Raw genomic sequence first — 21,725 nt, 5'->3', positions numbered from 1 at the left:
GCCACAAAACAAGTCATACAGATGAGGCGTGCGGTCAGGGCATGCCGCGACCACCACCGCTCCGGCGGTGGTCTGGGGCGCGCGCCTGACCGTACGGCTCACCGGTGGCGTGCGCCCCTCGTGGGAGGCACGTCTTGTACAGACGCATTCTCGGCGGGCTGGCGACCGCCGTCGCGATGGCGGCGACCGTGCTCGTCGCCACCGGTACGCCGGCCAACGCGGCCGGCACGGGCACCGGCTACCTGCACACCAGCGGGAACAAGATCGTCGACAGCACCGGCGCCACCGTCCGGCTGACCGGCATCAACTGGTTCGGCATGGAGACCGACAACAAGACCTTCCACGGGCTGTGGGCCAACAACCCGTGGAAGAGTCAGCTCGACCTCATGGCGAACCTGGGCTACAACACGATCCGGGTGCCGTACTCCGACGACGCGCTGAAGGCGGGCGCGCAGGCGACGAGCGTCAACACCTACTCCAACCCCGATCTCATCGGCCTGTCCCCGCTGCAGATCCTCGACAAGATCGTGGACTACGCGGGCCAGAAGGGCATGCGGATCATCCTCGACCGGCACCGGCCGACCAGCGCGGGCCAGACGGCGCTGTGGTACACCTCCGGCGTCCCCGAGTCGACCTGGCTCGCCAACTGGAAGTCGCTGGCCCAGCACTACGCCGGCAACACCACGGTGATCGGTGCCGACCTGCACAACGAGCCGCACGCCGACGGCACCAGCCCCAACGCGATCGGCTCCTGCTGGGGCTGCGGCGACCAGGCGCGCGACTGGCGTCTCGCGGCCGAGCGGGCGGGCAACGCGATCCTCTCCGTCCAGCCCAACTGGCTGATCTTCGTGGAGGGCGTGAGCTGCCCGAGCGGCGGCCTGAACAACACCTGGGACAACGACACCAGCAACGACGAGGACTGCGGCTGGTGGGGCGGCAACCTCACCAAGGCCGGGCAGTTCCCCGTCCGGCTGAACGTCGCCAACCGGCTCGTCTACTCGCCGCACGAGTACGCCACGTCGGTCTACCGGCAGGCGTGGTTCGACGACCCGACGTACCCGGCGAACATGCCGGCCATCTGGGACAAGTACTTCGGCTACATCTACAAGCAGAACATCGCGCCGATCATGGTGGGCGAGTTCGGCACCACGCTGGCCAGCAACACCGACAAGATCTGGCTCCAGGAGCTCATGAAGTACATGGGCACCGGGGTGAACGGCATGTCCTTCACCTACTGGTCGTGGAACCCGAACTCGGGTGACACGGGCGGCATCCTGAAGGACGACTGGGCCACCGTCGACCAGGCCAAGCAGAGCATCATCTCGCCGTACCTGATCCCGCCGGTGGGCGGCAATCCGCAGTCGCCCTCGGCCTCTCCGTCGGCGACCCCGCCGAGGTCCCCGTCGGCCTCCCCGTCGGCCTCTCCGTCGGCGTCTCCCTCGGCTTCTCCGACTCCGCCGAGGTCGCCGTCGGCGTCACCGTCCGCGTCTCCCAGCGGGAACGGGGGCAAGTCCTGCACCGCCACCTACAAGATCGTCAACGAGGACAGCGGCGGCTTCCAGGGTGAGGTCACGGTGAAGGCGGGCGGCTCCGCCATCTCGGGCTGGACCGTGAAGTGGGCCTTCCCGAACGGGCAGAGCATCAGCCAGCTCTGGAACGGCACGCTCAGCGCCAGCGGATCCAACGTCACGGTGACGAACATGTCCTACAACGGCGCGCTCGGCGCCGGGGCGTCCACGGCGTTCGGGTTCAACGCGAGCTGGTCCGGCACCAACGGCGTGCCGTCGCAGGTCACCTGCACGGCGAGCTGAACGGCGGCGAGCTGAGCAGGCGGCCTACTTCACGGCGGCCTACTTCACGGCGGCCTACTTCACGGCGGCCTACTTCACGGCGGCGGCGATCCTGGCCAGGATCTCCTCCAGGATCGGCGCCGACGTCGCGAAGTTGAGGCGGGCGAACGTGTCGCCACCTCCGTAGTTGGGGCCCGGGTTGAGCCTGACCCGGGCCTCCCTCTCGACGAAGGAGGCGGCGTCGGGGATGCCGAAGTCGAGCCACGCGAGATAGGTGGCGTCGGGCATGCGGTAGCCCACCCCGGCCGGGAGCCGCTCGGCGATGAGCCGGCGGTTGCGGTCCAGGATCGCCAGCACCTCCTCCAGCCACGTCTGGCCGTGCCGCCACGCGGCCACCGTGGCCTCCACTCCGAGGACGCTCGGCGCGCCGTAGATGTGGGCGGGCTGACGGCCGAGCGCGTCCCTGACGTCCCTGGCGCCCACATGGGCCACCGAGCAGTGCAGCCCGCCCATGTTGAACGCCTTGCTGGCGGAGGTCAGCGTGACCGTCCGCTCGGGCAGGATCGTGGCGAACGGGATGTGCCGGGCCGGGGCGTACGTCAGGTCGGCGTGGATCTCGTCCGCGATCACCAGCGTGCCGTGCCGGTCGGCGTACGCGGCGAGTTCCTCCAGCTCCTCCCGGGTGAACGACCGGCCCGACGGGTTCTGCGGGTTGACCAGCAGGAGCACGCGTACGGGCTCGGCGGGGACCTCGAACCGGCCCTCGGCCGTCAGCGGCATCGGCACGAGGCGGCGGCCCATCCCGGTGATGGTGACGAGGAAGGGGTCGTAGGCCGGGACGTGCAGCGCCACGGCGTCGCCGGGCTCCGTCATGAGGTGCAGCAGCACCTGGAGGGCCTGGTTGAGGTCGGTGTAGGACCGCACGTGCGCGGGATCGGCCCGCCAGCCGTACCTCGCCTCCATCCGCTCGGCGAACGCCTCGGCCAGCGGCCCGGCGGTCGGCTCGTCCAGCCACGCGGGATAGCCGAGATCCGTGGCCGCGCGTCGCGCGACGGCCTCCCGGACCGCCTCGGGCACCGGGAAGTCCATGTCGGCGACCCAGGCGGGGATGACACCGGGCGCGGCCAGGGCCCACTTGATCCCGTCACGGGTGCGGGCGGCCTCCAGGGAGAGCGAGTCGAGTTTCACGGGACTCACCCTAATCGCCGGATATCGGTCATCCGGAGGGCAGTCATGCCGGCGTCCCGCGGTGGGACGCCGGCACAGGGCCTGACTACAGCTTGCGCAGGACGGCCGTGACCTTGCCGAGCACGGTGGCCTCGTCGCCGGGGATCGGCTCGTAGTTCGGGTTGTGCGGCACCAGCCACACGTGCCCGTCCTTGCGCTTGAACGTCTTCACGGTGGCCTCGCCGTCGATCATCGCCGCGACGATGTCGCCGTTGTCGGCGACCGGCTGCTGCCGCACCACGACCCAGTCGCCGTCTGCGATGGCGGCCTCGATCATCGAGTCGCCGGAGACCTGGAGCAGGAACAGCGTGCCCTCGCCGACGAGCTGCTTGGGCAGCGCGAACACGTCCTCGATGCTCTGCTCGGCGAGAATGGGGCCACCGGCGGCGATGCGGCCGACCAGCGGCACGTACGCCGCGGTGGGCCGGTTGAAGCCGCTCTCCTCCTCGGCGGCGTCCGGGTCGACCCACAGGACCGGCTCGCCGGGGAGCCTGACCTCCAGCGCCCGGGGGCGGTGCGGGTCCCGGCGGAGGTAGCCCTTACGCTGGAGCGCCGTGAGCTGGTGCGACACGCTGGAGGTGCTGGTCAGCTGGACGGCCTCGCCGATCTCCCGCATGGACGGCGGATAGCCGCGCTGCTGGACCGAGTCGCGGATCACCTCGAGGATCTTCCGCTGCCTGGGGGTGAGGCCAAGCGAGTCGCGCCGACGAACCGCGAGGTCGCTGACGCCATTCGCCTGCTCACTTCGGTCACTCACGATGCCACCTCTCAATCCGTGTTCCTCATGTCGCACAGAGCGACCGTACCGCGATTCAAGATCACCGTCAAACAATTGTTCGATATCCAGCGAAATCGCCGATCTCGCCGTTCTCCTCATCGTACGGGAGTTCGATCGATCCCGTGTTCGATTTACCCGATCTTCTCGGCCGGTCGTTCGCCCGGCTCAGAAGGAATGGAGAAATCCGGGCGCGAAAACGCCGTACGGCCTATTCCCGCGTCCCGGGACAGGGGATGCGCCTGAGGCGCGTGGGACGACACGCCAGGCGAGCAGGAACTTCCCCCGCCACGCCCGGTTCGACTTGCGTTCAAGGACGGGCACTTCTACCGTTGGACCCCAACATCTAGTAGTCACAGCGGTGTAAGTTCACTACACCTTGTGTTCGGGATGTGCGTTCAGGGAGGCGATGAAGTGCACTGTCCGTTCTGTCGCCACCTGGACACACGGGTCGTGGACAGCCGCGCAGCCGAAGACGGGGCGGCCATCCGCCGCCGCCGCACCTGCCCCGAATGCGGGCGCAGGTTCACCACTCAGGAGACCGTGCTGCTCATGGTGAGCAAGCGCAGCGGGGTCACCGAGCCGTTCTCCCGGGAGAAGGTCGTCGCGGGCGTACGGCGGGCCTGTCAGGGACGCCCGGTCGGCGAGGACTCCCTCGCCCAGCTCGGGCAGCGCGTGGAGGAGACCATCCGGGCCACCGGCGCCGCGGAGATCGCCTCACACGAGGTGGGGCTGGCCATCCTTGGCCCGCTCCGCGACCTGGACGAGGTGGCGTACCTGCGGTTCGCGTCGGTCTACCGGAGCTTCGAGACGCTGGCGGACTTCGAAGCCGAGATCGAGCGGCTCAGGGCGGCCCACGGCGGCGGGGAGTAGCCGCCGGCCCCGGAAGCCGGCGCGGCGGGCGGGCGAGAAGCGAGCCGTGCGGCGTGACGACGAGGGTGTGACGAGCGTGGTCGGAAAGAGGGGCTCCACCGGGCCCCGGGAGGGGGAAGTCATGACGGAGACCGTTAGCGGCACGGCGGCGGGGGCGGGAGGCCGGGGAGCGAAGCGCCCGCGCAGGGGCCTGAAGATGAAGCGCATCTTCACAACCCCGGGTGTCCACCCGTACGACGAGGTCCGCTGGGAGCGGCGCGACGTCGTGATGACCAACTGGCGCGATGGCTCGGTCAACTTCGAGCAGCACGGCGTGGAGTTCCCCGCCTCCTGGTCGGTCAACGCGGCCAACATCGTGACCACCAAGTACTTCCGGGGCGCGGTGGGCACCGCGCAGCGCGAGTCGAGCCTGCGGCAGCTCGTCGACCGGGTGGTGGGCGTCTACACCAGGACCGGCGTCGAGAACGGCTACTTCGCCTCCGAGGAGGACGCGGAGATCTTCGACCACGAGCTCAAGCACGCGCTGATCCACCAGATCTTCAGCTTCAACTCCCCGGTCTGGTTCAACGTCGGCACCCGCTCCCCCCAGCAGGTGAGCGCCTGCCAGCCGTACGACGCCATGGTCAGCACCCCGGCGGGTCTTGTGCCGATTGGCGAGCTCGTCGAGGCGGACGCGGTCGGCGCCAAGGTCTACGACGCGCACGGGCTGACCAGAATCGTCGCCACCAAGGCGAACGGTGTCAAGGACGTGCTCCGGATCCACACGAAGGCCGGGTACACCCTCGACGTGACCGCCGACCACCTCGTCTGGAAGGCGACCGGCGAGGGGACGGGGCGCTTCGTCGAGGCCGGCACGCTGCGGCCGGACGACCAGCTCGAGTGGCACCGGCGTGCCGCCTACGGCGAGCGGGAGATCGACCACCACGAGGTGGCCGAGGCGGCGCTGGCGGGCTGGCTCCAGTCCGACGGGTTCGTCGGCCAGTACGAGGGGACGAACCGCTCCCTCACGATCGAGGCCATCACCGTCACCCCCGCCGAGCTGGCCTGGGTCACCAGGGCGCTGGACGAGGTCCTGCCGGGTGTCCACCGCAAGGAGCGCGCGGTGGAGACACAGGACGCCTCGCTGGACTGCCGCAGGACCCGCCTCTACGGGCGGGGGCTTGAGGAGTTCGTCGAGGCGTGGGGGCTGCGCGCGCGAGGGACCGACATGGAGGTCCCGGCCCGGCTCCGTACGGCGCCGCTGCCGGTCGTCGCCGCGTATCTGCGCAGCGTGTTCCAGGCCGAGGGCTTCGTCTCCATGCGGGAGCGGTCGGCCGTCGTCGAGGTCGACATGATCTCCGAGAAGCTGGTCCGGGGCATGCAGGCGCTGCTGCTGCGCTTCGGGATCTACGCCCGGGTGGGCTTCAAGAAGGACGCGCGCGAGGACCGGAAGGGCTGCTGGACCCTGCGCATCCAGTCCGCGGGCGACCGGCGCGCCTTCGCCGACGAGATCGGCTTCGTCGACCCGGTGAAGGCGGAGAAGCTGGAGCGCACGTTCGACCTTCCCGGGCTCCCCGCCCACGACACCAAGCGGCTCGAGATCGCGCGGATCGAGCACCTCGGTCCCATGGAGGTCTACGACATCCAGACCGAGAGCGGCGAGTACCTGTCCGGCAACCTGCGGGTCCACAACTGCTTCATCCTCGCGGTGGACGACACGATGGAGTCGATCCTCGACTGGTACAAGGAAGAGGGTGTGATCTTCAAGGGCGGCTCGGGCTCGGGGGTCAACCTCTCCCGGATCCGCTCGTCCAAGGAGCTGCTGTCCAGCGGCGGCACGGCGAGCGGCCCGGTCTCGTTCATGCGCGGCGCCGACGCGTCCGCCGGAACCATCAAGTCGGGCGGCGCCACCCGCAGGGCGGCGAAGATGGTCGTCCTCGACGTGGACCACCCCGACATCGTGGAGTTCATCGAGACCAAGGCGCGCGAGGAGGACAAGGTCCGCGCGCTGCGCGACGCCGGGTTCGACATGGACCTCGGCGGCAAGGACATCGTGTCCGTGCAGTACCAGAACGCCAACAACTCGGTCCGCGTCTCGGACGAGTTCATGCGCGCCGTGGAGGCCGGGTCGAACTTCGGCCTGCGGGCCCGGCTGACGGGCGAGGTCATCGAGGAGGTGGAGTCCCGGTCGCTGTTCCGCAAGATGGCGCAGGCCGCCTGGGAGTGCGCCGACCCCGGCGTGCAGTACGACGACACGATCAACGACTGGCACACCTGCCCGGAGACCGGGCGCATCACGGCGAGCAACCCCTGCTCGGAGTACGTCCACTTGGACAACTCCTCGTGCAACCTCGCCTCGATCAACCTGCTGAGGTTCCTGCGCGACGACGACAGCTTCGACGTCGCGAACTTCGTGAAGATCACCGAGTTGATCATCACGGCGATGGACATCTCCATCACCTTCGCCGACTTCCCGACGCAGAAGATCGCCGAGACCACCCGGGCGTACCGGCAGCTCGGCATCGGGTACGCCAACCTGGGCGCACTGCTGATGGCGACCGGCCACGCGTACGACTCCGACGGCGGCCGGGCGATCGCCGCGGGCATCACCTCGCTGATGACCGCCGTGTCCTACCGCCGCTCGGCCGAGCTCGCCGGGATCGTCGGCCCGTACGACGGCTACCAGCGCAACGCGGAGCCGCACAAGCGGGTCATGCGCAAGCACGCCGCGGCCAACGACGACCTGCGCACGCTCGACGACATGGACAAGAGCCTGCACGCCGAGGCCACCCGGCAGTGGCAGGAGTGCCTCCGGACCGGGGAGAAGAACGGCTACCGGAACGCGCAGGCCTCGCTGCTGGCACCCACGGGAACCATCGGGCTGATGATGGACTGTGACACCACCGGCATCGAGCCCGACCTGGCGCTGGTCAAGTTCAAGAAGCTCGTCGGCGGCGGCTCGATGCAGATCGTCAACCAGACGATCCCGCGGGCGCTGCGCCGGCTCGGCTACCTTGAGGAGCAGGTCGAGGCGATCGTGGAGTACATCGCCGAGCACGGTCACGTCGTGGATGCCCCCGGCCTGCGGCCGGAGCACTATGAGGTGTTCGACTGCGCGATGGGGGAGCGGGCCATCGCCCCGATGGGCCACGTCCGGATGATGGCGGCGGCCCAGCCGTTCCTGTCCGGCGCGATCTCCAAGACCGTGAACCTGCCCGAGTCGGCCACGGTGGACGACATCGAGCAGGTCTACCTGGAGGGCTGGCGGCTCGGCCTCAAGGCGCTGGCCGTCTACCGCGACAACTGCAAGGTCGGCCAGCCACTGTCGATCGCGAAGAAGGCCTCCGAGGAGGCGCCCGCCGCGGAGATCGCGGAGAGGGAGTCTGTCGTCCAGGTCGTGGAGGTCGCGCGGCCGACCCGGCGGCGGATGCCGAACCAGCGGCCCAGCACCACCACCCGCTTCACGGTGGGCGGGGCGAAGGGCTACATGACCGCCTCGTCCTACCCCGACGACGGACTGGGCGAGGTCTTCCTCAAGATGTCCAAGCAGGGCAGCACGCTCGCGGGGGTGATGGACGCCTTCTCGGTGGCGATCTCGATCGGCCTCCAGTACGGCGTGCCGCTGGACACGTACGTGCAGAAGTTCGTCAACATGCGGTTCGAGCCCGCCGGGATGACCGACGACCCGGACGTCCGGATGGCGCAGTCCGTGATGGACTACATCTTCCGGCGGCTCGCGCTCGACCACCTGCCGTACGAGGACAGGGCGGCCCTCGGCATCTTCTCCGCCTCGGAGCGGGCCGCGCAGCAGCGGGGCGAGGAGCCGGCCGCGATCCAGGACCTCGACACGGCCGCACTGGCGCAGTCGGCGCCCATCGAGAAGCGTGCCGACGCACCGGCCGAGGGAGTGGCGCAGCCGGTGGCGGCGCCCGAGCCGCGCCGGTCCGGGGCCTCGCTGGAGAGCCACCAGGGCCGTACGGCTGACGCGCCGCTGTGCCTGACCTGCGGCACGAAGATGCGCCCGGCCGGAAGCTGCTACGTCTGCGAGGGCTGCGGCAGCACCAGCGGCTGCAGCTGACCTCGGGTGTAGATTCCGTGTCCCCTCGGTGGGTGGCGTGACCGCTCACCTGTTGGGCCGGAAACGGCATACCAGGTACGACAAGGTGTCCCCGTGAGCCACCAGCTCACGGGGACACTCTCAGACTGCGCTCGGACACCAAGGACCCCGATCGATCGGTCGCTGGGGGGGGACCGCGGCGTGCCGGACGGGTGACGCATCAAACGCGAAATCATACGGAGGGGGAGACCCTCGATGAAGCAAACCAGCCATCCCGACATGGTGGCCCTCACGCAGGTGCGACGCGGGCTACCCAACTCAGACGCGATACCCGGCCTGGCGGACGCCCGCCTGCTGCCGGACCAGGAGTTCCACAGCGACTGGGACACCATTGTGCTGGACGGAGACCTCAAGGAGCGGGTGCTGCGACAGGCGGTGGTCTCGGTACAGGTCCGGCACCGGGTTGCGTTCCACGCTATCCCGCTGCACGGTGTCATCCTCCTCAGCGGCCCACCCGGCGTCGGTAAGACGACTCTGGCCCGAGGACTCGCGGACCGGGTCGCCCGTAGCGTTCGTCTCCCAGGCCGAACGCAGTGGGCCTTCCTCGAGGTCGACTCGCACGCCCTGGCCAGTTCCTCGCTCGGCAAGAGCCAGAAGAGTGTCCACCACCTGTTCAACGACGTCATCGGCGAACAAGCCGCCACCGGGCCAACCATCGTGTTGCTCGATGAGGTCGAAACTCTGTTTACCGACCGCTCTCAGTTGTCGATGGAGGCCAACCCGATCGACGTGCACCGTGCAGTCGACGCCGGGCTGGTCGCGCTTGACACCCTGGCCAAACGCCACCCTGACCTGTTGCTGATCGCCACGACCAACTTCGCCGACATCCTGGACCCTGCACTGGAGTCCCGTGCAGACCTCATTCTGCCGGTGCCCCTGCCCAGCACCGAAGCGCGGCAGACTATCCTCGAAGGCGCCTTGCATGCCCTCGTCACGGCGTTCGACGCCAGCACGGACCTCCTATCGCCGCAGACCCTGCGCGCCGCCGCCGATGCGAGTGAAGGCCTGGACGGCCGCCGGCTGCGAAAGGCTGTCGCGGAGGCGTGCGCCCTCGAGGAGTCCGCCGCCGCCAACCCGGCGCGCCTCACCCCGGCCGCCCTTATCGCCTCCCTGAGGGGAGTCCGGTGACCGTCCTCGCCCGCCGCGTCGCCAGCCTCCCAGTCCGGACCGCAGGCGATACTTGGCTGACGATCGTGGACCTGCTCTCCGCGCCGGGCACCGCAGCGCACAACCAACTGCTCGCCGCCTCCAACGTGGCTGCCATGCTCATCTCGGAGGAGTACACGGCCGACAACCCCATTGATGTCGCACCGGTCTTCGGTCCCCGAGTGCGCATCTACACCCTTCACGGGGACAATGCAATCGAGGATAACGACGCAGTCCTGCCCCTGCCTTCAAAGCCGGTTGTCGGTGACGGCTGGGTGGTGTCGCTGCCCTGCGGCGAGGACGACTTCGACGATGCGAGCGAGGCTCTGTCCGGCGTGCTCGGTGTCATCGTGCGCCCGCTCGGTCAGGAGAAGGCCACAGCAGCCTCCACGGCCAACACTGGAGGGATAACATCCGCACCGGGCGTGATCATCGACCTGTCCGGAGGGCTGAAGTGAGCACCCGCGTCACCGTGTCCACGTCCACGCACGCCACAACGTACGTGGCCGACAAGCTCCTGTACGGCGTCAAGCGGCTGGTGAGAGGTGTCGGCTTGCCGGTCACGAAACTGGTGGGTGACTGGGCAGTGCTCGAGAAGGGCATCGCCAGGTGGCTCGACACCGGACACCTGACCGGCCTCGTCCTCGAGATCTACACCGAGGGCTCGTCCGTGCCTAGCGGACTGGTCGGCCGCTTCGACTTTGGCATCGACTACGGGTACGCCCCCGACGGCGGCGGCGACCTGTGGTTCGACACCGCCGCTGTTGCCTTCGCCCTGAAGAAGGCCGGCGTCTCGGTCACGCGGTGCACCTACCGCGTCATCGCCACCACCGCTGCCGGGCGTCCAGACGTCGAGGGCTGGAGCAGCACGACCCTGCGCAGCACCGCTGGCTTCACCCAACAACCACTCGGGACGGCCATCACTGGCGGAAGCCTCGGCGCCAACCTGAGCTATCACCGGAGGACAGCATGATTACCGTCGGTGACGCCTTCGAGAAGTTCAAGTCCCGGTTCGAGGCCACCACGACCGAGGAGCAGAACGCCTCCGCCCGGCAGCAGCGCATCCGTGGGCAACTTGACGCTTCCGAACTGGAGATTCGCAAGGACTTCCTCACCGGGTCCTATCGACGGGAGACCAAGACGAAGCCACTTCGGGATGTGGACATCTTCATTGTCCTCTCCGACCTGGCGTACCTGTCCGAGCACCCCGTGGTCGTGCTCAGTGACGTCCAGAAGATCCTCGAACCGCACTACCCGGGCAGGACGGAACCGGACAGGTTCGCCGTCCGCGTGGATTTCGGAGTGCAGCTCGTCGACGACACCAGCGGTGAGGTGATGAGCTTCGACGTCGTCCCCGCGTTCGACCACGAGGACGGGGGCTACCTCATCCCCGACGACTTCACCGGACAGTGGGTACGCACCGACCCAACCGTCCATGCGGCCATGGCCACTGCCGCCAATAAGGTGTACGACGGCCGGTGGAAGCCGCTGGTGAAGATGGTCAAGAAGTGGAACGACCACGCCAGCAAACCGATACAGCCGAGTTTCCTCATCGAGGTCATGGCGTTGGAGATCCTGGCGGGCGCGTGGGGCGGGTCATATCCGCGCGAACTCCGCGCGTTCTTCGCTGAGGCGACGGCACGTATCGGGGAACCGTGGCCGGACCCGGCCAGGCTCGGCCCCAATGTCAGCGGGCAGCTCGAAGCCGACCCCTACCAGCGCTCGGCTGCGCAGGCCGCGCTGCGGGACGCGGAGCGCGCGTGCACGCACGCGCTTCGGCTTGAGCAGCAGGGCCGCATTGGGGACGCACTTGAGGCATGGCAGGGCCTGTTGGGACCGGCGTTCGCTAAGTCGTGACCACCAAGCCTGCGGCGCTCAAGCCGGCAGCCGTCGGCCGAGCATCGAACCTGCTCGCCCGGCAGAACGAGTCGGCGCACCTGGAGCGTCTACGCGCCTACAGCTACCGCTACAAGGTCGCGCAGCGCTGGCGCACCCTGCGCCTCTTGGGAACACTCGTGTTCGCTGCCATCGCCCCCGTCATCGCCTGGCGAGCGGACAAGGGCGTCTCCGACGTGCTCGCGGCCGTCGCCGCCGGCTGGCTCGTTCTGGGCCGCACCGCGCTGGAGCAGCTGGAGCGACGAGCGTACCTGCGCGCCGTGCGCCAGCAGGAGTTGTACGACGTCAAGCTCTTCGGACTGCCCTGGAACGCGACGCTTTGTGGTCCTGAGCCTGTCCGCTCCGACATCACTAGCGATGCGGGCCACCCGCCCATGAACGCGCGTCGGAACAAGCGCTACCTCGACTGGTTCACAGTGGACCTGTCCGGCGTCCGCCATCCGGTGGACGTCCTGATCTGTCAGCACCAGGCCCTCGCCTGGTCACGCAAGGACCGCCAAGCCTACGCAGCTTTCCTGATCGTCTCCGGATTGCTATGGCTCTTGCTCGGCCTGACCGTCGCGGTACAGCTCCACCTCACCCTCGCCGAGTACCTGGTCGCGCTGTTCCTGCCGACTGCACCCGCCATGCTGGACACCGGCGAGCTGGGAAGCAGCTTCCTCAAGAGCGCCGGAGTCGGCGAGGGCGTGGAACGCCGCGTCGAAGTCGCTGTCGCGGCGGGGCGGGGGGACGCGACCGCAGTCAATCTCCAAGACTGCCGCTCGTTCCAGGACGCGGTCTTCAACAATCGCGCCCAATCCCCGCGCGTTCCGCACTGGTTCTATCGCCTCAGACGCCGCCGATCAAACGCCCTAACGAGGGCTGCGGCCGGGAGCTGACGCACCGCGGTCACGACGGTCCTGCAACGGCGCCGCGGCCGCCGGATCCCGGAGAAAAATCTGGGAGGGGTAGCGGGAGCAGAACAGGCATGGCAGCGACGTCCCCTTGAGTGGGGGCTAACGGGGGAATCGCCGTTCCGGCGCAGGCGAAGACGTCGGCATCTCTCGGTCCCACGGGGAGGTGCTGCGCCACGAATAAGGACGATCAGCCGCCGCAAAGTCCTGCCGTTCCTATGAGTTCAGACTACATCTCCATCACCGTCCCTCTGCACCGGATTACGACCCCGGCCAGGTCGAGGCTGCCCTCGGCATTTCCTCCCCCTCGGAGCGGGCGGCGCCGGTCCGGGGCCTCGCTGGAGAGCCACCAGGGCCGTACGGCTGACGCGCCGCTGTGCCTGACCTGCGGCACGAAGATGCCCGGCCGGAAGCTGCTACGTCTGCGAGGGCTGCGGCAGCACCAGCGGCTGCAGCTGACCTCGGGTCATACCCGTGAGCGAAGGGGGCCGGCGGACTCGCCGGTCCCCTTCCTTGCGTGAGATGACCGCAAGGCCCGCGGTTCCATCGAAAGTTTCGATCACGATGCGATAGTTTCCGCTCCGAGCTGTGAACGGATCATCGGTGCCCGCCGAGTGTCGTGCGTGCGCCGGTCGGTACCGCACGGCCGGGGGGAGTGCCCCCCACAACCCCACTAAGGCGTTGAACAGGGGAGACGGACCCACATCGCGGACACTCCCCTCATCGCACGATGAACCGAAATTTTCGGGAAATCTCCTGACATATTGAGTCAAATCTTTCGGCGTGTTATCTCTGTGAGTGTTCCGATCCGGTGTCGCCCACCTCGGCCTGAGCCCCCCACCGACCGCTCCGCGCCGCGCCGCGGCCACGCGACACCGGCCCTGCCCCGAGGTGCCTTCACGGGCGCGCCAACCCCCTCGACACCGGAGTAGCCATGCGTAAACACGCCTTCGCGGCCGCACTGCTCGTCGCTCCACTGATCGGGCAGGCGCAGCCGGCGGCCGCGTCGACGGTCACCATCGACATCGACGACAGCGTGAAATATCAGAAGATCGACGGGTTCGGCGTCTCCACCGCGTTCCGGCGGAACGAGCTGATCAAGGCCCTGCCGGAGGACAAGCAGCAGGAGATCCTCGATCTGTGGTTCAGCCGCGAGAAGGGGGCCGGGCTCAGCATTCTCCGGCTCGGCATCGGAGCGAGGCCGGCGGGCAGCCCGTACGACCAGATGGTCTCGATTCAGCCGGACGACCCGGGCGGCCCGACGGCGCCGCCCAGGTACGTCTGGGACGGCGACGACAACAGCCAGGTCTGGATAGCCAGGGCCGCCCAGAGGTACGGGGTGAACCGCTTCTTCGCCGACGCTTGGAGCGCGCCCGGCTACATGAAGGACAACGGCGACGCGAGGAACGGCGGCACGCTGCTGCCGGAGTGGCAGCGGGCGTACGCGAACTATCTCGTGCAGTACACGAAGTTCTACGCGCGGGAAGGCGTCAGGATCACCGACCTGGGCTTCACGAACGAGCCCGACTGGACGGCCGGCTACGAATCCATGCGCTTCACGCCCGAGCAGGCCGCCCGGTTCGTCAAGGTGCTCGGCCCGGTGGCCAGGGCCGCGGGCGTGAACATGGTGTGCTGCGACTCGTTCGGCTGGGACCAGGCCAAGACGTACACGCAGGCGATCGAGGCCGCCCCGGAGGCCGCACGCTGGGTGAGGGTGCACAGCGGCCACTCCTACGCCAGCCCCCCGACCTCCCCGCTGCCGACGGACCGCAACACGTGGATGTCCGAGTGGGGCCCCGGCGGCAGCACGTGGGACGAGAGGTGGGACGACGGCAGCGGCCAGGACGGTATGACGGTCGCGCAGGCCGTCAACGACGCGCTGACACTCGGCGACGTCTCCGGCTACATCTACTGGCTGGGGGCTTCGAGCGGGGCCACCAGGGCGTTCATCCGCATCGACACCACGACGAAGACCTACCAGGTGTCGAAGCGGCTGTGGGCGATGGCCGCCTACAGCAGGTTCATCAGGCCCGGCGCGGTGCGGCTCGGTGCGACGGCCTCCGACCCCGGCCTGAAGGTCTCCGCGTTCCGCAACGCGGACGATTTCCGCGTCGTCGAGATCCTCAACACGGGTACGGACTCCGTCACCTGGGACAAGATCAAGGGCCACGGCCGGGCCAGGGCCTACCTGACCGACGAGAACAACGCCGTGGCCCCCATCCCCCTGCGGGGCAAGGGCGTGACGATCGCGCCGCGCGCCCTGACGACGATCGTCCTGGGCTGAGCCGCCCCGCGTAATTGGCGCGCAGCCCCATGAGCACTGATCGCCGAGGGGTGGCGGGAGAGTCCGCCGCCCCTCGGCTTATGCGCTCAGCAGGCCGGTTGGAAGTGAATCTGTCACCGTGCCGAATGTAGTCCATCGATTCACACGCGGTCGTCATCTTGGTCGCCGCTCGATTTGGGGACACCCAGGTCAGTACGCATCATTGAGCGCAGGCGCTTGTTGTGACTCCAAAACTGATCGCCATGTTTGAAGGCTGCCTCCAGAGAGTCGCCTTCCCGCGTTGCTCCGGATTCCAGCCGCTTGGCCAGCCCGAACCAGGTACTTAGGTGTTCTCGCACGGCGCCTGCGGCGCTTAGGACGTCGTCGGGAGCCGTCATCTGCGCTTCCGCGTGTCTTTCGATGTACAGCCGCCGCGATTCTTCGAGTTCGTCCCGTACATCATCGTCGACTTGCCCACGCTGGATGGCGTGCAGGAAGTCGATGATGGCCGCGCGATGCCTTCTGATGGCGATGTTCAGCGCCACATAGCATGCGCGCCGTTGCTCAAGCACCGCCTTGCGTTGGGCACGCTCGTGCTCTTCCTGCCGCTGGGCTCTACCCAGTTCGAACTCCTGCTGCCTGCTCCGCAGTGCCGTCCGCTGGGAGTAGAGGGACGTCACTACAGCTCCGACTACAGCGATCAGGGAGGTAACAAGGGCTGTGATATTGGCTGTCAAGGTAGCTCCAGGACAGACGAGACGGATTGGGGGAGGAAGACGCCATTTTGTCGGCTTCGGCGGTTGTGGGAGGACGCGACAGCGAGGTGACTTGTCCAGATCGCCGGCATGAGTCGCACATACGCGCGGATCGGCCCGGGCATGGGGCTGAGACCGTGCTTACAAGCATCACTCATTCGCCGCCACAAGTAGTCGTCGGTGCTGAAACGCCTGAGTCTAGTGGTAGCAATGCCCTTCTGATAATCACGAAAACTCCTCGAAAATCCTGACCGCCGGAGCGGGCAGCTATGGATAGCGCGTCCAAATGCTCCGGCCCCGCTTCCCGCACAGGTCGCGCAGGAGCGCGGTGAGGACCCGGCCGCGAGTCAGGACGTCGAAATCGCTGCCCTGGTGTCTCCCACTCGCGTCCGCCTGGGAGGCATCCACCTTCCCCCGCCGGGACCGTTGCGAGGGCCAGAGCGAGCCGTCGTCCTACGGGACACGCCGGCCGGGAATGACACCGGTGGTTCCCGTGTTGCCGCAGCCATGGTCATCGGATTCATCGGCAGCGGGAAGATCGGCGGCACCCTGGCGAAGCTGGCGGTCGACGCCGGCCACTCAGTGGTGCTGAGCAACTCCCGCGGGCCCCAGACGCTATCCGAACTCGCGGCCCGGCTGGGCCCGGACGCGCGTGCCGCCACCCCGGCCGAGGCCGCGGCGGCGGGCGACATCGTCGTCGTCACGATTCCCTTCGGGCGTTACCGGGAGGTCCCGGTCGAGCCGCTGAAGGGCAAGACGGTCATCGACACGAACAACTACTACTTCGAGCGGGACGGCCGTTTCCCCGAGATCGACTCGGGTGAGACCAGCGACAGCGAGGTGCTCGCCGCGCACCTGCCGGAGGCCCGCGTCGTGAAGGCCTTCAACTCCATCAGCCACGTCCACCTGGCCGAGCAGGGCCTGCCCGCCGGTGCGGCGAACCGGCGGGCGCTGCCCATCGCGGGCGACGACGCCGAGGCGAAGAAGCAGGTGGCCGAGCTCATCGACTCCTTCGGCTTCGACGTGGTCGACGCCGGCCCGCTCGCCGAGGGACGCCGGTTCCAGCGGGACAGGCCCGCCTACGGCCCGCGTCTCACCATCGCCGAGCTGCGCGCCGCCCTGGCCGAGGCCTGAGCGCCGGTCAGCCGGACTCGAAGGCGATGCGGCCGGTGAGCCAGCGGTAGAACTTGATCGAGAACCTGACCCAGTGGGCGATCACGGTGCTCAGGTGCTCCCTGGTCACTCCGGCGCCGATGTAGAGCTGGGAGTCTCCGACCAGCCGGAGGGCGCCGTTGTCCTGGGTGAAGGTGTAGACCTTCGGCCACATGGTGTCGGCATTCCACTCGTTGAGCGCCGTGAGCAGCATCGGCTTGTCGTCCACCGAGTAGGGCCTGTCGTAGAAGGTGCGGACCGTGAACAGGTCTCCCTCCTTGCCGAACAGGAAGAAGATGGTGAGGTGGGCGGTGGAGATCGCCAGGTCGCCCTCTGTGTCTATCGTGTGCTCGATGTCCAGCTCGTCCAGGATCTCTTCGACGAGTTCCCGGTCCGGCTGGACGACCGCTGGGGAAGGCGTCACGGATCCCATCCTGCCGCATCGGGCGTACGCCACGGGGGCGGTCGTGACAGGGGAGCCGACAGAGAACTGAGGCGGCCGCCGATCCGGAGCGCGTGGTAGGCGCGCTTACCGAAAGGTGATTGAACGGCCACGAAGCGTCACTTACGCTCACGCCATGAGCATCCCCACCGAACCCATCGGCAGCATCCCCCGCCCCCCGTCCCTGCTGGCCGCTCTGGCCGGTCACGCCGAGGGGCGGGTGAAGGACGGCGAACTCGCCGCACGGCAGGAGGAGGCCGTCGCCGACACCATCGGCAGGCTGGAGCGGATCGGCTGCCCGGTCGTGGTCGACGGCGAGCAGGCCAAGCCGAGCTTCGCCACCTACCCCGTCGCGGGACTGGAGAGCCTCGATCCGGACGGCGCGGTCATCCCGTTCGCCGACGGCCACACCCGGCAGCTGCCCCGGCTCGCCGAGGGGCCGTTCCGCTACGCCACCCGCGCCGACACGTATCTGCTGGCCGCCCGGCGGCACACGGACCTGCCGGTCAAGCAGGCCGTGATCGCGCCCTCCGCGCTGAGCCTGCTGTATCCGCCCGACGGTCTTGACGGCTACTCCCGTGAGGAGTTCCTCGACGACCTGGTCGCCGAGGCCGAAGCGGACATCCGCGCCTGTCTCGACGCGGGCGCCCACGTGGTGCAACTGGACTTCACCGAGGGCCGCCTGTCGCTCAAGCTCGACCCCTCCGGGGGCCTGCTGGACGATTTCGTCGCGCTCAACAACCGGGTGCTGGAGCGCTTCACGGCGGCCGAGCACGCCCGGATCGGCGTGCACACCTGCCCGGGCGGCGACCAGGACTCCACGCACAGCGCCGACGTGGACTACGTCGATCTGCTGCCGAGGTTGTTCCGGCTCCAGGCGGGCAACTTCTACGTCCAGCTCGCCAGCGAGCCCGACCGGGAACGGGTGCTCGCTGTTATCGCGGACGTCCTCCCGGCGGACGCCAGGATCTTCGTCGGCGTCGCCGATCCGATCGATCCGGTGGTCGAGACGAGCGAGCAGGTGCGCGACCGCGTCCTGGAGGCCGCCCGGCACATCCCTCCTGACCGGCTGGGCACCTGCGACGACTGCGGGTTCGCGCCGTTCGCCGACGACACCTCGACGTCGCGGGAGACGGCGTTCGCCAAGATCAACGCTCGGCTGGAAGGCACCCACCTCGCCGCACAGGCATTGGGGCTGTGACCCGTCAGGGGCGTGCGGCGGCCTCCGCCTCGGGCGGCTCGGCCACGTAGCCCTCCGAGACGATCCACTCGGCCATGGCGGAGTACCCGTCGGGGTCGTCGGGCGCGATCGTGGCGAGGCCGTCGACGTAGCGGTTGAACATGCAGAACGCCGCGGCGATGAGCACGGTGTCGTGGATCTCCAGATCGGTCGCGCCCTCGGCCCGCGCCGCGGCCACCTCCTGCTCGCCGACCTCGCGCCCGCCGCGCTGTACGGCCGCGGCGATGCCCAGCAGGGCCCGCAGCTTGGCCGGGATCGGGGCCGCCGCCGGGTCCCGCCGCACCTGTTCGACGAGCGCCATCCCCTCCGGCAGTTGCGCGGCCGCGAAGGCGGCGTGGGAGGAGTAACAGAAGCGGCACTCGTTCAGCGCCGACACGTACGCCGCGATCAGCTCCCGGTCGCCCCGCGAAAGAGTGCTCTCGCCACGAAGCAGCGTCTCCGCGAGCGCTTTGAGCGGACGTGCGGTCTCGGGGCGGAACTCGAAGAGACCGCGGATTCCCGGCGCGTCCGACCCCAGGGTGATGTGAGGCATAACCGCTCTCCTTTGCCGGCGGATGAGGAACAGGCGCTCTCCCAGCAGCGTCGGACGGCACAGCGGCCCGCGACTACTTCCCGCGTGCTCTCCCGAACCCCAGCCGGCACCGACGACGCCCTCGCCATCTGCGGCGACGGCCGGCGGCAGGTCAGGTCAGCCGCTGCCGAGCTGATCCAGGTTCTCCAGCAGAATTCGAGCCTGCTGGGTCTCCGGGTGGTCCCGGCCCAGGATCGCGTCCATCTCGGGGAGCAACCCGCGCAGGAACACGCCGGCCTGCCGCCGTTCTCCCAGCTTGATCAGCAGGGCCGCGATCTCTCGGCGGAGCAGTAGGGCGAGGAGATCGGATTCGCCCCGGGCCGCCTGGACGTCGGCGAGCAGGCTCGTCATCTGACGCAGCGCGACCTCGTTCTGGCTGAGCGCGGCGTTGCTCAACGCCTGGTTGTATCGGCAGTCCAGCACCGCGGGGTGTCGCGCTCCGAGCACCTCCGCGAGTGTGGGAAGCACCTCGTCGAAGTCGCTCAGCGCTGCCGCGTAGTCGCGCGCCACGAAACGTGCGTTCGCGAGGTCCATCCGCAGGGCGAGCAGCAGTTGCATGAGCGACCACGCCGATGAGCCTCGCTCCGGGCGTATCCACAACGCCTGGATTCAGGCCGTCGACCTGCACGCCATCCCCCTGGAGGGGCTCCCCCAACAGTTGTGGCTCGGCCTCGTCCTCGGTTGCGGCGATCCCGAACCCCGCATTCACCTACAGATCGATGAGCGACGAAGCGATTACCTTCAGCGACAATGCCGCCGCTTCTCGGAGCGGTAGGAAGTGAGCCCGGGAAGGTCCCTCCGGGGGAGGGGTCCCGGGCTCGCGGCTTTCCGAGCGCGACAGCCGGGGCAGTCAGACCTCGAACTCGCCGCTCTTCACGCCGGCGATGAAGGCGCTCCACTCGCCCGGCGTGAAGGCCAGCACCGGGCCTGAACGGTCCTTGCTGTCCCGTATGGCTATAGTCCCCGGCAGACCCGTGGCCACCTCGACACAGTTGTTGCCGCCACCACTGAAACTGGACTTGCGGAATTCGGCATCGGACAGATCAGGGGAGATCATGCTCACTCCTCGCCGCGGCAATGAGCTCTGCGGACTTCTCAGGGGACAGACAGATGCTGACAAGACGTTCGAACATCAGCATAAGCCGCCGCACCTGATCGGCCGCTTCGACGTACACATCACCGGCTGGTCCTTCGACGTACCCGACATCCGGGTCCTCATCGTCGAAACTCAGCACCGAAAAGGCGCCTTCCACACCGCCATGAGCACCGGCTGTCAACGGGAGGACCTGGATCGTGACGTTGGGCCAGGTCGCGGCTCGAAGGATGTCGTCAAGCTGGTGAGCCATGACGCCTGGTGCTCCCACGGGGCGGCGTAGCATGTGTTCGTCGACAAGGATGTGGAGCGTCGGCGCTCGCGACCCCACCAGGTTGATTTTCCGTGCCATCCGGGCATCCACGTGCCGGTCCACTTCCTCGGCGGTCAGCTCCGGTCTTGCCGCACAGATGATCTCGCGGGCGTAACCCTCGCTCTGCAATAGGCCAGGTACGAGGATCGGCTCCCACGTATGGATAGCGGTCGCCTCGGTCTCAAGCGCGATGTAGGAGCCGGTGAAGACGTCGCTGTAGGCGGTCCACCACCCTCGTTTGCCGGCGTCCTTGCCGAGCTGGACCAGCCCGGCCTTCCCGGTGTCGTCCACGCCGTACAGATCGCAGGCATTGCCGATATCGGCCGCGCTCGGCAGCAGTCGCGCGTTCTCGACTCGGTTGAGCTTGGATCGGCTCCAGCCGAGGTGGCGAGCTGCCACCTCTGGCGAGAGGCCCGCCTGCTCGCGTAGTCGCCGAAGCTCGCGGCCAAGGCGGCGGTGCCGGACGGTGGGACTTCGCGTCATGGTGCCTCAGTCTCGTCGGGGGTAAGTAGGCACAGTTCCTTGCCAACTCGCACTGTGCGAGTCATGATGCCAATGGTACCGCTACTATCCGTAAGGAAATCATGACAGAGGAGAACGGACGGGGGTGCGCTGAACACCTTGTCCCCAGGCGCGGTCACCCATCGCTCCGCTAAGGAAGCCCATCGCGATCCAGCCGGGGTTCACGCACCTTGCGGATCGTCGTCCCGCCGGTACCACCGGTTGCCAGCACTCTCACCTGCACATAGGTGATACGAAACGCGGACCCGCCCGCCCGCTGCACACGATCGGACGGGTCCTGATCAGGATGGAGGTCCTGACTATGCCCAACGATAGGGCTACCGTGCCCGGTACGGAGTTCGCCGGGTGGCGGATCATGAGAAGTGACGCCGGGCGGCTGTGGGCCAGCCGCGAACAGCCTTTCCCTCCAGCGGCCGAGGAGGCGGGCGCCTGCCGCACTGTCGACGGCGACGACCTGCGCGAACTCTGCCAGGCCATCGCCCAGCAGGAGAGCATCGCCGAGATGGCGGTGACACTATGACCGGTAACGACGTCGAACTGATGCTCGCCGAGACCCGCAGCGCCGCAATGCACCTCATCGGCCTGGCCGCCCTCGGCGTCGTGGAGACCCCGCCGACTTCACCCGGCTGACGGCCGGCAGGGGTCGGGTCCGCGACCGCTCGACAGCGGGTACGGCAT

The 21,725-nt window shown here is 68.3% G+C and carries 20 protein-coding genes; 12 read left to right on the top strand and 8 right to left on the bottom strand.

Annotated elements, in window-relative coordinates; genetic code table 11:
• Nucleotides 1–134 precede the first annotated feature (134 nt).
• Nucleotides 135–1,811 (top strand): cellulase family glycosylhydrolase, encoded by a 1,677-nt coding sequence (locus OG344_RS32530; protein ID WP_405086363.1) that lies wholly within the window; start codon nucleotides 135–137, stop codon nucleotides 1,809–1,811.
• Between the two features lie 69 nt (nucleotides 1,812–1,880).
• Here the strand turns inward: OG344_RS32530 and OG344_RS32525 are convergent, their stop codons facing one another.
• Both OG344_RS32525 and lexA read right to left on the bottom strand, forming a co-directional pair.
• Nucleotides 1,881–2,978, bottom strand: coding sequence for a MalY/PatB family protein (locus tag OG344_RS32525; protein WP_405086362.1), 1,098 nt, complete (start codon nucleotides 2,976–2,978; stop codon nucleotides 1,881–1,883).
• 85 nt (nucleotides 2,979–3,063) lie between these two features.
• Entirely contained in the window at nucleotides 3,064–3,777 is a 714-nt protein-coding gene (lexA, locus tag OG344_RS32520; RefSeq protein WP_405089219.1) for a transcriptional repressor LexA, read from the bottom strand.
• Nucleotides 3,778–4,206: 429 nt separating this feature from the next.
• Between lexA and nrdR the strand changes: the two genes are divergently transcribed.
• From nrdR to OG344_RS32480, 8 genes are all read left to right on the top strand, one after another.
• A complete protein-coding gene (nrdR, locus tag OG344_RS32515; RefSeq protein WP_327047024.1) occupies nucleotides 4,207–4,665 on the top strand; it encodes a transcriptional regulator NrdR in 459 nt (152 codons plus the stop codon).
• 121 nt (nucleotides 4,666–4,786) lie between these two features.
• Complete coding sequence (locus tag OG344_RS32510) at nucleotides 4,787–8,722, top strand: vitamin B12-dependent ribonucleotide reductase (protein WP_405086361.1); 3,936 nt, start codon at nucleotides 4,787–4,789, stop codon at nucleotides 8,720–8,722.
• A 234-nt stretch (nucleotides 8,723–8,956) separates the two neighbouring features.
• Nucleotides 8,957–9,889 carry an AAA family ATPase gene (locus OG344_RS32505; protein ID WP_405086360.1) on the top strand — a complete coding sequence of 311 codons (933 nt, stop codon included), beginning with the start codon at nucleotides 8,957–8,959 and terminating at the stop codon, nucleotides 9,887–9,889.
• Nucleotides 9,886–10,365 carry a hypothetical protein gene (locus OG344_RS32500; protein ID WP_405086359.1) on the top strand — a complete coding sequence of 160 codons (480 nt, stop codon included), beginning with the start codon at nucleotides 9,886–9,888 and terminating at the stop codon, nucleotides 10,363–10,365. Before OG344_RS32505 ends, OG344_RS32500 begins: the two co-directional genes overlap by 4 nt.
• Nucleotides 10,362–10,880 carry an HORMA domain containing protein gene (locus tag OG344_RS32495; RefSeq protein ID WP_405086358.1) on the top strand — a complete coding sequence of 173 codons (519 nt, stop codon included), beginning with the start codon at nucleotides 10,362–10,364 and terminating at the stop codon, nucleotides 10,878–10,880. Before OG344_RS32500 ends, OG344_RS32495 begins: the two co-directional genes overlap by 4 nt.
• Nucleotides 10,877–11,764 (top strand): CBASS oligonucleotide cyclase, encoded by an 888-nt coding sequence (locus OG344_RS32490; RefSeq protein WP_405086357.1) that lies wholly within the window; start codon nucleotides 10,877–10,879, stop codon nucleotides 11,762–11,764. Before OG344_RS32495 ends, OG344_RS32490 begins: the two co-directional genes overlap by 4 nt.
• Entirely contained in the window at nucleotides 11,761–12,681 is a 921-nt protein-coding gene (locus OG344_RS32485) for an S-4TM family putative pore-forming effector (protein ID WP_405086356.1), read from the top strand. Before OG344_RS32490 ends, OG344_RS32485 begins: the two co-directional genes overlap by 4 nt.
• A 949-nt stretch (nucleotides 12,682–13,630) precedes the next feature.
• The gene (locus OG344_RS32480; RefSeq protein ID WP_405086355.1) at nucleotides 13,631–14,980 is read left to right on the top strand and encodes a glycoside hydrolase family 30 protein; all 1,350 of its coding nucleotides are present in this window, start codon (nucleotides 13,631–13,633) and stop codon (nucleotides 14,978–14,980) included.
• Nucleotides 14,981–15,120: 140 nt separating this feature from the next.
• On the opposite strand, the gene OG344_RS32475 is transcribed toward OG344_RS32480, so the two are convergent.
• Nucleotides 15,121–15,639, bottom strand: a complete 519-nt coding sequence (locus OG344_RS32475) for a hypothetical protein (RefSeq protein ID WP_405086354.1) — start codon at nucleotides 15,637–15,639, stop codon at nucleotides 15,121–15,123.
• Nucleotides 15,640–16,221: 582 nt separating this feature from the next.
• On the opposite strand from OG344_RS32475, the gene OG344_RS32470 reads away from it, so the two are divergent.
• Complete coding sequence (locus tag OG344_RS32470; RefSeq protein WP_405086353.1) at nucleotides 16,222–16,848, top strand: NADPH-dependent F420 reductase; 627 nt, start codon at nucleotides 16,222–16,224, stop codon at nucleotides 16,846–16,848.
• 7 nt (nucleotides 16,849–16,855) lie between these two features.
• Here OG344_RS32470 and OG344_RS32465 read toward each other — a convergent pair whose 3' ends face one another.
• Nucleotides 16,856–17,290 (bottom strand): YbjN domain-containing protein, encoded by a 435-nt coding sequence (locus tag OG344_RS32465; RefSeq protein WP_405086352.1) that lies wholly within the window; start codon nucleotides 17,288–17,290, stop codon nucleotides 16,856–16,858.
• A 154-nt stretch (nucleotides 17,291–17,444) separates the two neighbouring features.
• Here OG344_RS32465 and OG344_RS32460 point away from each other — a divergent pair, with 154 nt between their 5' ends.
• A complete protein-coding gene (locus OG344_RS32460) occupies nucleotides 17,445–18,509 on the top strand; it encodes a cobalamin-independent methionine synthase II family protein (protein WP_405086351.1) in 1,065 nt (354 codons plus the stop codon).
• Between the two features lie 4 nt (nucleotides 18,510–18,513).
• Here OG344_RS32460 and OG344_RS32455 read toward each other — a convergent pair whose 3' ends face one another.
• The 4 genes from OG344_RS32455 to OG344_RS32440 form a co-directional block, all read right to left on the bottom strand.
• Nucleotides 18,514–19,080 carry a carboxymuconolactone decarboxylase family protein gene (locus OG344_RS32455; protein ID WP_405086350.1) on the bottom strand — a complete coding sequence of 189 codons (567 nt, stop codon included), beginning with the start codon at nucleotides 19,078–19,080 and terminating at the stop codon, nucleotides 18,514–18,516.
• Between the two features lie 156 nt (nucleotides 19,081–19,236).
• Nucleotides 19,237–19,677: a hypothetical protein gene (locus OG344_RS32450; RefSeq protein WP_405086349.1), complete on the bottom strand. Its 441-nt coding sequence runs from the start codon at nucleotides 19,675–19,677 to the stop codon at nucleotides 19,237–19,239.
• A 292-nt stretch (nucleotides 19,678–19,969) separates the two neighbouring features.
• On the bottom strand, nucleotides 19,970–20,176 hold the full coding sequence (locus OG344_RS32445; protein WP_327047016.1) for a DUF397 domain-containing protein: 207 nt from the start codon (nucleotides 20,174–20,176) through the stop codon (nucleotides 19,970–19,972).
• Nucleotides 20,163–21,008: a helix-turn-helix domain-containing protein gene (locus OG344_RS32440; RefSeq protein ID WP_405086348.1), complete on the bottom strand. Its 846-nt coding sequence runs from the start codon at nucleotides 21,006–21,008 to the stop codon at nucleotides 20,163–20,165. Before OG344_RS32440 ends, OG344_RS32445 begins: the two co-directional genes overlap by 14 nt.
• A gap of 394 nt (nucleotides 21,009–21,402) precedes the next feature.
• On the opposite strand from OG344_RS32440, the gene OG344_RS32435 reads away from it, so the two are divergent.
• Nucleotides 21,403–21,567, top strand: a complete 165-nt coding sequence (locus tag OG344_RS32435) for a hypothetical protein (RefSeq protein WP_405086347.1) — start codon at nucleotides 21,403–21,405, stop codon at nucleotides 21,565–21,567.
• Nucleotides 21,568–21,725: the final 158 nt, after the last annotated feature.

Source organism: Microbispora sp. NBC_01389 (assembly GCF_045040095.1).
Lineage (GTDB): Bacteria > Actinomycetota > Actinomycetes > Streptosporangiales > Streptosporangiaceae > Microbispora.
This window is presented reverse-complemented; position numbering and strand designations above follow the sequence as displayed.

Coding starts and splice junctions, on each gene's coding strand:
- OG344_RS32510 (WP_405086361.1), top strand. CDS start 4,787: ATGACGGAGACCGTTAGCGGCACGGCGGCGGGGGCGGGAGGCCGGGGA.
- OG344_RS32505 (WP_405086360.1), top strand. CDS start 8,957: ATGAAGCAAACCAGCCATCCCGACATGGTGGCCCTCACGCAGGTGCGA.
- OG344_RS32490 (WP_405086357.1), top strand. CDS start 10,877: ATGATTACCGTCGGTGACGCCTTCGAGAAGTTCAAGTCCCGGTTCGAG.
- OG344_RS32480 (WP_405086355.1), top strand. CDS start 13,631: ATGCGTAAACACGCCTTCGCGGCCGCACTGCTCGTCGCTCCACTGATC.
- OG344_RS32470 (WP_405086353.1), top strand. CDS start 16,222: ATGGTCATCGGATTCATCGGCAGCGGGAAGATCGGCGGCACCCTGGCG.
- OG344_RS32460 (WP_405086351.1), top strand. CDS start 17,445: ATGAGCATCCCCACCGAACCCATCGGCAGCATCCCCCGCCCCCCGTCC.
- OG344_RS32455 (WP_405086350.1), bottom strand. CDS start 19,080: ATGCCTCACATCACCCTGGGGTCGGACGCGCCGGGAATCCGCGGTCTC.
- OG344_RS32450 (WP_405086349.1), bottom strand. CDS start 19,677: ATGCAACTGCTGCTCGCCCTGCGGATGGACCTCGCGAACGCACGTTTC.
- OG344_RS32445 (WP_327047016.1), bottom strand. CDS start 20,176: ATGATCTCCCCTGATCTGTCCGATGCCGAATTCCGCAAGTCCAGTTTC.
- OG344_RS32440 (WP_405086348.1), bottom strand. CDS start 21,008: ATGACGCGAAGTCCCACCGTCCGGCACCGCCGCCTTGGCCGCGAGCTT.
- OG344_RS32435 (WP_405086347.1), top strand. CDS start 21,403: ATGAGAAGTGACGCCGGGCGGCTGTGGGCCAGCCGCGAACAGCCTTTC.